Consider the following 13551-nt stretch of genomic DNA (forward strand, 5'->3'; position numbering starts at 1 on the left):
AAAAGTCGAAACTCACATTTCGCACCCTTCCGACGAAAATCGGGAGGATTTTTTGTTCCGATGTCGAATGAATCCTTGACACACAAGGAACGTAAAGGAGTTTTTCTCTCATGAATGTGAAAGTCAAAGGGGTCTATCGTAATGGTTATTTGAATATAATAAGTGTTCTAGTCAAAAAACTCGACATCCCCCACTTGATTGACCATCTTGTGCCCGTCGATCCACAGTGCCAAACGCGAGTCAGCGATGCCGTTCAGGCCATCCTTTACAATCTATTTGACGGCCGGCAAGCCCTGGTTCACTTAGAACGATGGGCTCAGGAGATCGATCTGGAGAAACTCATCCGTCCCGGTCTCCATCCTTCCTGGTTGAACGACGATGCCTTGGCCCGTCATCTCGACCGCTTGTATGAGGCCGATATTCACAAGGTCATCAGCACTTGCTTGATTCACATTTATCGCAAAGAAGGCCTTTCCCTCCGAGCCTTTCACGCTGATACGACGGACAAGACGGTTTACGGAGCGTATGAGTCGGCCTCATTAGAGGCTTTGCAGATCACACATGGCTATAACCGCCATCACCGTTGGCAAAAACCAATCGGCTTCGGGCTGGTCGGCAACGAGGATGGCATCCCGTTTTACGGCGATGTGCATGACGGCAATCGATCGGATAAGGCGTGGAATCCTGAGGTGCTGTCGCGGATCCACGAACAGTTCAAACAAGCCAAGATCGACGACGAATGGATTTACGTGGCCGATTCCGCCGCGATGACGAAAGACACCTTGGCGCAGACAAAAGCCGCCCGTGCCTTTTTGATCACCAGAGGCCCTTCGTCGCTTCGAATCGTGAAACAGGCGCTCGCAGAGGCCGATTCGCCTCACATCCCGTGGAGCGAACCCTTTACCCTAGCGGAGAGAAACGGCGCCACGTACCGGGTATGGGAAACGGCCGCGACCTATGAAGGCCACCCGGTTCGGCTGATCGTCGTCGAATCGAGCGCGCTCGACCAGCGCAAAGGAAAAACGCTCGAAAAAGAGCGGGTCAAAGAAGCGGAGCTTCTTCGCGAGGAACAAGTCCGTTGGGAGCGCCACCCCTTCTCCTGCCGCGAAGACGCCGAACAAGCCTTGACGTCCCTCAAGGCGTCCCTTCGCCCTCGGTTTCATCGAGTGGAGGCCGCGGTCGAAGAGATCGTGCGTCCGAAAAAACGGCGCGGACGGCCGAAAAAAGGGGCGGAACCCGAGACGGAGACGCTGTACACCCTTCGCCTAAACGTCGAATTCGACCAACCGGCATGGGAACAGGCAAGACGGAAAGCGTCCCGGTTTGTCCTCGTCACGACCGTTCCGAAGGAATGGAAGGGCCAACAAATGGATGCCCAAGAGATCTTGAAGCTGTATAAAGGGCAAATCTCGGTGGAAATGAACTTCGCGTTTTTGAAAGATCCGTTTTTCACGGATGAGATTTATGTCAAAAAACCAGAACGGGTCGCCGTATTGGGCTATCTATTTCTCTTGGCCTTGGCGATTTACCGCGTTTTTCAGCGCCGGGTGCGTCAGTTCATCACACCAGAACGCCCGTTAAAGGGCGCGGGAGGCCGCAAGCTGACCCGGCCAACGGGACAGGCGATTTTTCAGCTGTTTCAATATGTGAACGTCATCCTGCTGGAGCTGCCAGACGGGCGCATCCAACGCGCACTGGATCGCTCCCTCAACCCGGATCAGCGAAGGATTCTGCAGGGATTGGGCATGGATGAGAGCATCTACGTCTAACATGATACAGAACGACTAGCGATGGTAAAAAAAGGATTGCCATCGCTCGTTGTGTTGGTCAAAAAGTTATTCTGAAAAACTAAATAAAAAATCCTTTGTTTTGACCTTGTTAGGGTGCGAAATGTGAGTCGAAAGAAAAGCAGCCTTTTTCTTATGGGGGCATGGCGGCCTAAACCGATACGATTTTTGAAAACCGTTACGGTCTGCGGCGCTTCGTTTGGATATACCGCTCGAGCCGGTCAAGCCCTTCTTTGAGCACATCGAGCGAATAAGCGTACGACAGGCGGACATGGCCTTCACCGTATTCAGAAAAGGCGCTGCCGGGAACGAGGGCGACGCCGGCGTTTTCGACGACATCGAGGGCAAAATCAAACGAAGACATGCCAAAGGCGGTGATTGACGGAAACAAGTAAAAGGCTCCATCCGGCTTCTCAACCGGCAGCCCCATGGCGGTGAGACGACTGTAGGCATACTCAAGCCGCTCGGCGTAGGCGGCGCGCATCACCTCGGCGTCGTTTTTGCCGGCGGTCAGCGCCTCCACCGCCGCTTTTTGGCTGATCGATGACGTGCACGAGACGCTGTATTGGTGCACTTTCACCATTTGTTCAACGGCGAACGCTGGAGCGAAGACAAACCCGATGCGCCAACCGGTCATGGAGTGCGATTTGCTTAAACCGTTGATGACGATCGTCTGCTCCGGCAGCCACTCGGCGATCGAGTGATGGCGTCCGTGGTAAACGAGCTCGCTGTAAATTTCATCGGAAACGATCCAAATCGGCCGTCCTTTCAAAAGGGAAGCGATGTTCTCAAGCTCTTCGGCTGACAGCGCCGTCCCGGTTGGATTTGATGGGTATGGAAGAACGAGGCAGCGCGTCTTTTCCGTCAAATAAGGCGCAATGAGCTCAGCCGACAGACGGAAACCGTTTGGCCTTGTGTCGATGTACACCGGTTTCGCTCCGCACAGGCGGATGAGCGGTTCATAGCCGGGATAGACTGGTGCGGGAAGAAGCACTTCCGTCCCTTCCTCCAAAATCGTGCGAAATGCGATATCAAGCGCTTGGCTGGCGCCGACGGTGGCGATGACTTCGTCCGGCGTGTAGCGAAGGCCGTACTTGTCAGCGACGAATTGGCAAGCCGTCTGGCGCAGTTCCAGCAGGCCGGCGTTCGCTGTATACGTCGTGAAATCGGCGGCGATTGCCTCCTGAGCGGCTGCTTTGACATGATCGGGCGTTGGGAAATCAGGCTGGCCGATCGTCAGGGAAACAAGTCCCGGCCGGTCGGCGACAAGGTTGAAAAATTGGCGGATGCCTGATAACTGAATGGCTTGAACACGTGGTTGAATGAGGTGTTTCACGGTTGTCCACCTTTCTTTTTTGTTTCTATTGTACCATTGGCGAGGAAAACGAAAAAACAAAAATGAGCCCCTTTCCGTCCGGATGGTTCCCACAAACGGAAATGGGGCTCACTTGGTCATCGACGATTCACTTTCCAACTTCGTTCGCTCCTTTTACGCGCCGTATTTTTTCAACAGGTCGTTATATTGGGCGGAAAGCTTGAAAAACAACGGCTTGTTGCCGGCCGCGAGCGCTTCATCAATTTGTTCCATCAGTTTTTTTCTTTGAAACTGGAAGATCGCTTCTTTCAGCACTTGTTCGGCCATCGGCCCGTAGCTGCTTTTTTCTTCCGGCTGGTTGAACAAAACGGCGCCTTCATTCGGGTATTGTTTTTCGTACATGATTCAGTCCCTCCCATATGGGAACGAAACAGTTCCCTTTCTTATATTATCGTCGTTTTTGATGCTAATGTAAAGAAAATTTAGATAAATATTTTTTGTCAATTTTTTCTCTACATGATTTTTATACCCGTTTTTTGTTGGGACTTAACAGTTTTTCGGTTATGATAAGAGGAGAACAAGGCAAAGGTGATGGCGATGATTCGCACGTGTGTCGTGACAAAAGAATTTGAGATTTTGTATGATGTTGACTTAACGCTTGTCAACAGCCCGGATGTCTCATGGTATTGGGTTGACTTTCATGAGCCGACGGATGAGGAATCGGCGCTGCTCGCCTCCTTTTTCCGTTTTCACCCACTGGCGATTGAAGACTGTCTCGAATATGTGCAGCGGCCGAAGCTCGATTTTTATGACCGCTACTTGTTTGTTGTGCTTCATGCCATTGCCGGGATGACGCTGGAGGCTGAGGAAGTCGATTTGTTTGTCGGGCAAAACTTCATCGTTTCGTTTCATAAGTCGCCGATTCATGCCGTCGACGAGGTGTGGGAGCGATTGAAGCATGAAGAAGATGTTCAGCAGGGGCCGTTTCACGTCATGTACCGGCTGATCGACAAGCTTGTGGATGATTATTTTCCACCGCTTTACCATATTGAAGACGTGCTGAACGATTTAGAGGAGAATACGAACAATGAACCGATTCACGACATTATTGAAAAAGTGTTTGACATCCGCGGCGATTTATCGAAGCTGCGCCGAACGATCGTGCCGATGCGCGACTTGTTGTACCGCATCATCCATTCCGACCGGCTGCAGCGCATGAAAGAACGGCAGCTGTACTTTCATGACATTTATGATCATTTGCTGAAGCTGTCGGAAATGATTGAGACAAACCGAGAAATTACCGCGGATATCCGCGACAGCTATTTATCGCTCAACTCGAATCGAATGAACAATATTATGATGACATTTACAGCCATTACGACCATTTTCATGCCGCTCTCCTTTATTGCCGGCATTTATGGGATGAACTTTGATTATATGCCTGAATTGCACTGGAAGTACGGATACTTTGTTGTATTGGCCGCCATGGCGGTGATCGGCATGACGATGTTCGTCTGGTTTAAGCGCAACGGCTGGTTTCAGTTGTTGAAAGGCGACTGGGCGAAGGAGGAGCGAGAGCGCCGCCAGTAGCCGTATAAAACGGGCTGTTCCCCTCATATACATAATTACATAATGACGGCAGCGTAAGCGCGAAGGAGGGGAACCGATGGCAAGAGGAATTTGGGGCGTCGACTCGGCGCAAGTCGTAACGGATCAGCTGTTTCAATGCGTGCGGACGGAGCTTGGCTATCCGAAATTTTGGGGCCGTTATTTGTCGGAAGTGCCGAACGTGTCCGAAGGGTTGACACGCGACGAGATCGCCCGCATCCGCAACTATGGCGTAAAGGTGCTGCCGATTTATAACGCCTTCCGCGAAGCGGTCGGCTATGCGAACGGTCAGGTGGCGGCGCGCAACGCGGTGTTCCATGCGCGGCGGCTCGGCATTCCGAAAAATAAACTGCTGTTTGCCAACATCGAAGACTTTTTCGCTGTGGATGCCGCTTGGATCGCTGCTTGGGTGGAAACGCTCTATCCGACCGGATACCGGCCGGGGCTGTACGCGGACCCGACGAAAGGGGATTTCGCCGCTGCCTATTGCGAGGCGGTCAGCCGGAACAACAAAGTGGCGGTGCAGGCGGTCATTTGGAGCGCCGCACCAAGGCCGGGAACGACGAAAGAGCAGAAAGCGCCGCGCTATCAGCCGGCTGCCCCGCCTTGCAGCGCGAATGTCTGGGTGTGGCAGTACGGGCGTGATGCAGAAGTCTGCCCGGTTGACACGAATTTAGCTGACCGACGCCTATTGGACTTTTTGTATTGAACAAAGCCGTTGCAAAAAGGCAGCGGCTTTTTTATGGGGCTGGGAAATTGTTGGCTGTTGCGCGTCTTTTCTTTTAATTTTTTTGCTTGGATCGATTATATTAGTAATAGGAAAAAAGGAGGATGTCAGTCGGTTGGGGAAAACGGAACGATGATCGAAAGGAGAGGGAATATGGATCGATCTGTCGCCTCGCTGTTGGATCGCATCCATGAACAATACGAACGATGGAGGACGGGACCGCCGCTTGACGGTGCGGAATTGGCCCGATTTTTCAATGCTGTCGGCCGGACGGCGGCGGTGATTGGTCGCAGCGACATCGTTGCTGAAGCAGAGCGGCTCATTCATCGGTTGAACGGCCAAACAAAACGGCAATGGACAGCGGAGGAGGCGCTGATGGAGATGGTTCCTCTCCTTCGCTGCTTCTATGAAGCCGGGGAAGCGGCTTTTGCCACCATTCCCTCTTCGCACCGCCAAGGGCCGAAAGCAGCGATTCTCCTCTGTGGAAATGATCCCCTGTTTTTTGCTTACGTCCGCGGCGCCCTGCAAACCGTGCCATGGCTTTTCACGACGATTCTCTCCCTTGAGCAGGCGGCCGCGTCGATGTTTCGTCTCAGCTCGGATTGCATCATCGTCAGCGTGAAGGAGGGAGAGTGGGAGAATCCGGACTTGACGGTTTTGCTTGAGCGCGCCGGACAGCGCCCCTATCTTCCTGTTGTCATTGTAAGGAGAGACGAGGGCAAAGAGGGGCGGTTGAAAGGTTATGAGCTTGGCGCAGATGATGTCATCACCACCCCAGCGGCAGATGAACTGTTCGTTCGCGTTCGCCGGCTCGTGGAAAAAAAACGAAAAATCGATGACCTTGTGCTCATTGACGAATTGACAGGTGTGTACAACCGGAAGTATTTGCCGCAAGTATACGTGCGCCTGCGCAGCGAACTTGAACGCTCTGGCACCCCCAGCTGTTTGGCGCTGCTCGATTTGGATCATTTCAAGCAAATCAACGACCGTTTCGGCCACCTTGCAGGCGATGCGGTATTGCAAAAGCTGGCTGCCTTTTTGCGCCAACATACACGTGGAGTGGATACGGTCGTTCGCTTGGGGGGCGAAGAGTTTGTCGTTTGGCTGGCCAAAACGTCCAAAAGCGAGGCTCGTGCAGTGCTGGAGCGGCTGCGGCGCCAGTTCGCCGCCGAAACGATCGATGCGGACGGCGAGCGTCTATCTTGTACGTTTTCTGCCGGCTTGGTTGAATTCTGTGATCCGGATCAGCCGCTTGACTATTGGCTGCGTGTGGCCGACAGGGCGCTGTATGCGGCGAAACGAGGCGGCGGCAATCGAATCGAAGAGGCGGCATGTGAAGGGAGCGAATTTTTGGATGAGGACGTCCGTCCGACGCAAACGGATCAACAGCGATGGTCAGTGGCCATCGTGGATGATGATGAGCTCGTGCGGGTGATGATCGCCGATCTTGTCCGCAAGCTTGCTGCTGAGCAGGAGAGGCAGGCAGACATTTACGAGTTCGACGACGGCCTTTCCTTTTTGGAATCGCCGCTTTATGAAAGCGGGCGGCGCTCTGTTGTCATTTTGGACCGGGTGATGCCGAGAATGGATGGACTGGAGGTTCTTCACCGCCTCCGTCAAGAGCGAAAACCATGCAAGGTGATGATGCTAACGTCGCGCCAAGATGAGCGGGATATTGCCCATGCGCTGAACCGAGGAGCGGACGAATATGTGACAAAGCCGTTCAAATGGTTTGAACTTGAGGCGCGGCTGCGCCGGCTGTTAAAGGAGCTGGATGCATGATGGCGCTGCTTTTCGCCTTGGCCGCAACGGCCGTTTTCCTTGCACTGTTGGTAAGCTTGTTTCTCTATTTGGTTGTGCAAAAGCGGCGGGAAAACCGGCGCCATGCTCAGCTGTGCGCTTTGAAGGAACGGTACCATCTACCGTTGCTTCGTTATTTGCTCGGTGAAGAGGAGCAGTTGCCTTTGCTGTCTTCGCCGCTTGAGCGTGAAGCGATGATGGAGCTCCTTGACCATTTTGCTTTACTCTTGAAAGGGGAGCAAGTGCAGGAGCGAATTCGAACATTGGCGGAGATGCATTTTCAAGGATGGCTGCGTCGAAGGCTGTCAAGCCGTCATTGGAGCGAGCGGATGAACGCGCTGTTTTTGATCGAGGATTTGCAGGTGAAGGCGATGCTGCCGGAGATGGAGCGGCTGTACCGCACCGATCGGGTGACGAGAGGGGAAGAAGCAAAACTGTTGGCTATCTTCGCCCAATTTGACCATAGCCCAGTTGTGGCCTACGTGCTCGAGCCGAAATACGAATTGACGGAATTTACGTACCGGGCCATTTTTGGCCATATGAGCGAGCGGCTGCTTCGACAGGTGGAACAGCGATTTGATGAGCTGCCGCGGGCGGGGAAATGCGCGTTCATCGATATGATCGGCATCCGTCGACGAAGGGAGCGATCGTTTTTGCTGGAGTTGTTGACATCAGATGAGTTGGAGCTTCGTGTTCGCGCGCTTAAGGCGATGGCGGAAATCGGCATGCCGCTTGAGGCGGCGAGGCTCGAGCGTCACTTGTGCTCGCCCCATTGGCAAGAGCGGCTGATGGCCGCCCGTCTTGCGGGAAAATGCCGTGAAGAGCGGCTCCTTCCCTTGCTCTATGAGCGGCTAGGTGATCGTTCCTTTGTCGTTCGTTCTGAAGCAGCGGCGGCCATCGCCCGTCTGCCAGGCGGTCGGGCCGTGTTGCGCACAGCGGCGCGCACAGCAGCGGACCGTTACGCTCGCGACATGGCCAAGCAATGGCTTCAAGGGGAGGGAGGATAGTGGAAGCATGGCGGGGGGTCCTCTTGACGGTCGGGCATGTTGTGCTCGTTTATATGACGATTGTTCTCATTTTTTATACGTTTTTGCTTGTTGTCGCCTTCATCCACTTGCGCCGCACTCGTCGCCTTGACGATTGGGAGCCGTATGAAGAATTGCTCGATGCCAGCTACGCAAAACCGATATCGATCCTCGTTCCAGCTTATAATGAGGAAGCGGGCATCGTTGGTTCGGTTCGCTCACTGCTAGCCATCGAATACCCGCAGTATGAAGTCATTGTCATTAATGATGGGTCGACTGACAAGACGCTTGAACGGTTGATCGATCATTTCCATCTGAAGCCGGTCTATCGCGTCATTCGCCGCCAGCTGGCGGCAAAGGAAATCAAGGCGGTTTACCAGTCGCCCGATTACCCGCATTTGTTTGTGCTGGATAAAGAAAACGGCGGGAAAGCGGATGCGTTGAACGCGGGGATCAACGCCGCCCGTTACCCGTACATTTGCTCGATTGACGGCGATTCGGTTTTGGAGCGGCGCGCGTTTTTGAAGGTGATGAAACCGATGCTTGAATCCGACGGAGAAGTCATTGCTTCTGGAGGAAGTGTTCGCATCGCCAATGGCTGTCGGATTGAACGCGGTGAAATCGTCAAGGTCGGTTTGTCGCGGCGGCCGCTCGTTATTATGCAAACGATTGAATATTTGCGCGCGTTTTTGCTCGGCCGTCTCGGCTTAAGCCGACACAACTTGCTGCTGATTGTCTCCGGGGCGTTCGGCGTCTTTTCCAAACCGTGGGTGATGGAAGCCGGGGGATATGCCGATACCGCTGGCGAGGATATGGAACTCGTTGTGCGCCTGCATCGACTGGCGCGGGAAAAAAACGAGACGAAAAAAATCATCTACATCCCCGACCCGGTTTGCTGGACGGAAGCGCCGGAAACGTATGGGGATTTGCGCCGGCAGCGGCGGCGCTGGCATCGCGGGCTGTTTGAGAGTTTATGGCGCCATCGGTCGTTGCTGTTCAATCCGAAGTACGGTTCCATCGGCCTTCTTTCGCTGCCGTATTTTTGGTTCATTGAACTTCTCGGCCCGGTCGTGGAGTTGATCGGCTATATGGTCGTTGTTTGCTCCTTGTTCCTCGGAAATTTGTACGTCGAATTCGCTCTTCTTTTGCTGACGGTTTCGGTTTTGTACGGTTCGCTGTTGTCAGCCGCTGCCGTCTTGCTTGAAGAATGGACGGATCGGAAGTTCCCCAACGTCTCTGATTTAGTGCGGCTTTTCTTCTTTTCATTGACGGAGACGCTTTGGTACCGGCCGCTTACAGCCTGGTGGCGGTGTGAAGGGGTGATCGACGCTGTTCGCCGGAAAAAGCAATGGGGGAGCATCAAGCGAAAAGGAGTGTCGACGTAAACATAGGTAGAGAATAGAGCGAAAAGGCTGCGCCTCGGCCTGACGAATCAGTGCATGTCTCCCCAAGCGATCGTGGTCGAACAAAAAGAGGAATATTCACGAAAACATGATGAATTCAAAGCGAAAAGCCAGGACACGGTTCGGCGTCCGCTTAATAGCGGTCGCCGAGCCGTTTAAATACGGGTCTTGTCAGCCGTTTCGGCTTTTGTTCCGGCTTTTCCCTCAGTCCGGTGTAGGCGATGAGAATGGCTTTTGCCTCTGACAGCGGCATCCGAGCTGGAGGGTTGCGGTATGAATCGTTGAGAGAGCCAAGGTGTGGAAGGGCGGCGAAATCTTGTTTTGTCGGTGGGATGTGGAAGTAGTAGTCGCCGACGGCGACAAGCACGTCGGATTGTTGTTGGCTGTATCTCGGATTGCGGGAAAAATGGAGGCCCACTTTTTTCGCCTTGCCCTCCTCAAGCAGCTTCTCGATCGCTTTTTTCTTCAGAAGATAAAGAAACGAAGGGTTCAATGCTGTTTTGGCATGGCGGTTGACGGTAAAAATCGCTTTGGCAATATTGTCGACCGTCAATTGCACCGGTTTCATCGGCATGTCTCCTTTTTTCTTTTTTCTTTCTATTATAACATAGGAAGCAGCGTTGTTGGCCGGTTTGTCCTACTTCTAGCCGGGAGCAAGAGAAAAAACGGTCAACTCCGGCGGAGCGAAGAAGCGAAGCGGCACCCGCGTCGTGCCAAGGCCGCGGTTGACGTACAACAAGAGTCCGCCGACGTGGTAAAACCCTTCATAATACCGCTCGGACAACGGCGGCGTGATGAGCGGTCCGATAAACGGCAACTGAATTTGCCCGCCGTGGCTATGGCCAGACAGTTGAACGTGAATAGGGAAGCGGCGAGCCTCAATGGCACCGTCCGGCTCATGAACGAGGGCGATCGTATATGTCGCCCGCGGAATGCCGTTCGTCATTTTCGACCAGTCCGGGCGTCCGAGCATCATATCGTCGCTGCCGGCGATCGCGATCGCCCCGTGGCCGCGCCGGACGAGTGCATGCTCATTGACGAGAACGCGGAACCCGGCTCGTTCCATCAATCGACGGTAAATATCTGTTCCATAGCCGCCGTGATCATGGTTTCCGTAAATACAAAATTTCCCAAGAGGAGCGCGGACGCCGGCCAACGCCTCAGCGACCGCGTCGACGTGCGGATACCGGTTCGCCTCATGGAGCAGATCGCCTGTGAATACGACGAGATCGGGCCCGAGTTCGTTGATGCGGCCCATGATGCGGTAAAAGCGTTCCAAGCCGTAATAATGGCCGAGATGGAGATCACTGAACTGCAGCAGCTTGACGCCGGCAAACGACTTTGGGATCAGCGGATGCGACAGCGCATGGTGCGTCACGGTCAGCTCGGCTGGCTCAATCCAGCGGGCGTATCCAGAGGCGGCTGCCATCGCCAGCGCTGCGCTGAAACTTGTGCGCGCCAGCTTTTTCAAAAAGGCGCGCCGGCTTAGTTTGGTTGTTTCGATATGGTGCATCGTTTCGCCGTCCTTTCACAAGTAGCTTTATTATAACGAAAAGGGGGAGAGAAGGACAATAGGGGAACAATAATGTTCGAATATTCCGCTATTTTATGATATGATAGAAATGAATGAGTAATCAGTCATAGGAGGAGAAATGGATGAACGGAAAAGTGATCATTGTGACCGGCGGGTCGAGCGGAATGGGGAAATATATGGCGAAGCGGTTTGTTTCTGAGGGGGCCAACGTCGTCATTACGGGAAGGCGGGCCGAGGCGCTCGAAGAGGCCAAGCGGGAAATCGCCGCGCCGGATGGAGGGAAAGTGCTTACGATCCCGATGGATGTGCGCAACCCGGAACAAGTGGCGCACATGGTGGAGCGGACTGATGCGGAATTCGGCCGCATCGATGCCCTCATCAACAATGCGGCGGGCAATTTCATTTGCCCGGCGGAAAAGTTGTCGATCAACGGCTGGAACAGCGTCATTAACATTGTGTTAAACGGCACGTTTTACTGCAGCCGGGAAGTCGGCAACTACTGGATTCAGCGCGGCTTGAAAGGGAACATTATCAACATCGTTGCGACATATGCCTGGCATGCCGGCGCCGGGGTCATTCATTCAGCGAGCGCCAAGGCTGGAGTGCTGGCAATGACGCGCACGCTTGCTGTGGAATGGGGGAAAAAGTACGGCTTCCGCGTCAATGCGATCGCTCCCGGACCGATCGAACGGACCGGCGGGGCGGAGCGGCTTTGGGAATCAGAGGAAGCGGAGCGGATGACGTTGGAAAGCGTGCCGCTCGGGCGGCTCGGGACGCCGGAAGAAATCGCGGCGGTCGCCTCGTTTTTGCTTTCGGATGAAGCCGCTTACATTAACGGCGCTTGCATTACAGTCGACGGCGGCCAATGGCTGAACCGGCGGCCGTTTTAATCAAATTTGCCGTAAAGCAAGATGGTCCTCACCCAAAAGGGATTGCAGGCGGTATTTCTTCATTTATCGCGGGCAACCGGCTCATTGCACGTAACGGCTTTTGTCACAAGCGGATTCCCTGCTGTCAGGGGAGCCGCTTTTTTACGTCAGGAACGATTGGGCAATTATGCTATAATAAAGGCAAAGATGGTCGATGGGAATGAGGTGGGCACGATGGATGCATTAGACGTTATGGCCAACTTGCCGCAAGTGATTCCGCACTATCAACCGATTTTCAGCGCCGATGAGCATGGGGTCGTCGGCTATGAAGTGCTCGGTCGGTTTCAAACGGAAACAGGGCCGGTCAGCCTTGGGCCGTTTTTTCACGATGAAACCATTCCAGAAGAATTTCGCATCGAAGTGGATGATGTGATCACGAAAAAAGCGCTCGACTATTTTCTGTCGCTTGATGATCAAACGCTGCTCATTTTTTTAAACCGTGATGCCAACTTGCTGATGCTTGACCGCGGCGAGTCGTTTTTGCAGCTGCTTCTCACCTACGAAGCGAAAGGGTTGGCGCTAAGCCGCATCGTTTTGGAAATCAACGAGCAGCATTTCAAGGGAGACGTCGATCAGCTCAGCCATTTATTGACGTATCTTCGTACATACGGCGTTAAAGTGGCGGTCGACAACATCGCCGAACATAGCATTCATCTTGAGCGAATCGGCGTCTTGTCGCCTGACATTTTAAAAATCGATTTGCGTGAATTGCGGAAAACGTCCGTTCATCAAGCATACCAGGAAATCGTTCACTCGATTTCGCTGTTGGCGCGCAAAATCGGAGCGACGCTCCTGTATGAGGACATCGAAACGTCATTTCAGCTTCAGTATGCTTGGCGGCATGGCGGCCGCTATTATCAAGGGTATTATTTGGCCAAGCCGGCGCCTGAGGTTGTGCCGCGCGATTTGTTGAAAGACTTGCTCCGCCAAGAGTGCCATCGCTTCATCCAGCAGGAAAAGAAAAAGCTTGAAACGCTGTATCAAATTGCTGAGCAGTTTCAGCAGCGGATCAGCGCGCTGCTTGGCAAATACAAAAAAGCCGCCGATTTTAACGAGCTCATTTCCCTGTTGGCCGGCGAGCTCGACGATGTTTGCTTCCGCATTTATGTTTGTGATGAGGACGGCTTCCAGCAGTCGGGCAATATGTTCAAGCGCGGCGGCCGGTGGGAGCTTCAGCCGCAATATTATATGAAAAACTGGAGCTGGCGCCCATATTTTTTGGAAAACATTATTCGCATGCGCTCGCGCCGAAGAGGGATTTTGTCCGATTTATACACGGATATTGAAACAGGGGAAACGATCCGGACGTATTCGTATCCGATCGATGAGCGCCATTACTTGTTTATTGACTTGTCGTACAGCTATTTGTTTGAGCATGACGCCCATTATTGACTGCATAAAATCGCCTCATTGCGGCAAAGTA

The 13551-nt window shown here is 53.4% G+C and carries 12 protein-coding genes; 8 read left to right on the top strand and 4 right to left on the bottom strand.

All coding sequences use genetic code 11. From position 1 onward, the window contains the following. The first annotated feature begins 110 nt into the window (after window positions 1-110). Window positions 111-1769: an IS1634 family transposase gene (locus GYMC52_RS04915; RefSeq protein WP_013523299.1), complete on the top strand. Its 1659-nt coding sequence runs from the start codon at window positions 111-113 to the stop codon at window positions 1767-1769. Between the two features lie 196 nt (window positions 1770-1965). Here GYMC52_RS04915 and GYMC52_RS04920 read toward each other — a convergent pair whose 3' ends face one another. After that, complete coding sequence (locus GYMC52_RS04920; protein WP_013523300.1) at window positions 1966-3123, bottom strand: aminotransferase A; 1158 nt, start codon at window positions 3121-3123, stop codon at window positions 1966-1968. Window positions 3124-3276: 153 nt separating this feature from the next. After that, complete coding sequence (locus tag GYMC52_RS04925) at window positions 3277-3504, bottom strand: IDEAL domain-containing protein (protein ID WP_011230536.1); 228 nt, start codon at window positions 3502-3504, stop codon at window positions 3277-3279. Window positions 3505-3693: 189 nt separating this feature from the next. Here GYMC52_RS04925 and corA point away from each other — a divergent pair, with 189 nt between their 5' ends. From corA to GYMC52_RS04950, 5 genes are all read left to right on the top strand, one after another. After that, complete coding sequence (gene corA, locus GYMC52_RS04930) at window positions 3694-4692, top strand: magnesium/cobalt transporter CorA (protein WP_041468507.1); 999 nt, start codon at window positions 3694-3696, stop codon at window positions 4690-4692. A 76-nt stretch (window positions 4693-4768) separates the two neighbouring features. Next, complete coding sequence (locus GYMC52_RS04935; protein WP_013523301.1) at window positions 4769-5419, top strand: glycoside hydrolase domain-containing protein; 651 nt, start codon at window positions 4769-4771, stop codon at window positions 5417-5419. A gap of 171 nt (window positions 5420-5590) precedes the next feature. After that, entirely contained in the window at window positions 5591-7219 is a 1629-nt protein-coding gene (locus tag GYMC52_RS04940; protein ID WP_013523302.1) for a diguanylate cyclase, read from the top strand. Next, window positions 7216-8244 carry a HEAT repeat domain-containing protein gene (locus tag GYMC52_RS04945; protein WP_013523303.1) on the top strand — a complete coding sequence of 343 codons (1029 nt, stop codon included), beginning with the start codon at window positions 7216-7218 and terminating at the stop codon, window positions 8242-8244. The genes GYMC52_RS04940 and GYMC52_RS04945 overlap by 4 nt, the downstream gene beginning before the upstream one ends. Further along, complete coding sequence (locus tag GYMC52_RS04950; protein ID WP_083777778.1) at window positions 8220-9647, top strand: glycosyltransferase family 2 protein; 1428 nt, start codon at window positions 8220-8222, stop codon at window positions 9645-9647. The genes GYMC52_RS04945 and GYMC52_RS04950 overlap by 25 nt, the downstream gene beginning before the upstream one ends. A gap of 151 nt (window positions 9648-9798) precedes the next feature. On the opposite strand, the gene GYMC52_RS04955 is transcribed toward GYMC52_RS04950, so the two are convergent. Together GYMC52_RS04955 and GYMC52_RS04960 are read right to left on the bottom strand one after the other, a co-directional pair. Next, entirely contained in the window at window positions 9799-10233 is a 435-nt protein-coding gene (locus GYMC52_RS04955) for a YkyB family protein (protein WP_013523305.1), read from the bottom strand. 75 nt (window positions 10234-10308) lie between these two features. Further along, window positions 10309-11178, bottom strand: a complete 870-nt coding sequence (locus tag GYMC52_RS04960) for a metallophosphoesterase (protein ID WP_013523306.1) — start codon at window positions 11176-11178, stop codon at window positions 10309-10311. Between the two features lie 143 nt (window positions 11179-11321). Between GYMC52_RS04960 and fadH the strand changes: the two genes are divergently transcribed. Next, on the top strand, window positions 11322-12089 hold the full coding sequence (fadH, locus tag GYMC52_RS04965) for a 2,4-dienoyl-CoA reductase (protein ID WP_013523307.1): 768 nt from the start codon (window positions 11322-11324) through the stop codon (window positions 12087-12089). 213 nt (window positions 12090-12302) lie between these two features. Next, a complete protein-coding gene (locus GYMC52_RS04970) occupies window positions 12303-13520 on the top strand; it encodes an EAL domain-containing protein (RefSeq protein WP_013145905.1) in 1218 nt (405 codons plus the stop codon). Window positions 13521-13551 lie beyond the last annotated feature (31 nt).

The organism is Geobacillus sp. Y412MC52 (genome assembly GCF_000174795.2).
Classification (GTDB): domain Bacteria; phylum Bacillota; class Bacilli; order Bacillales; family Anoxybacillaceae; genus Geobacillus; species Geobacillus thermoleovorans.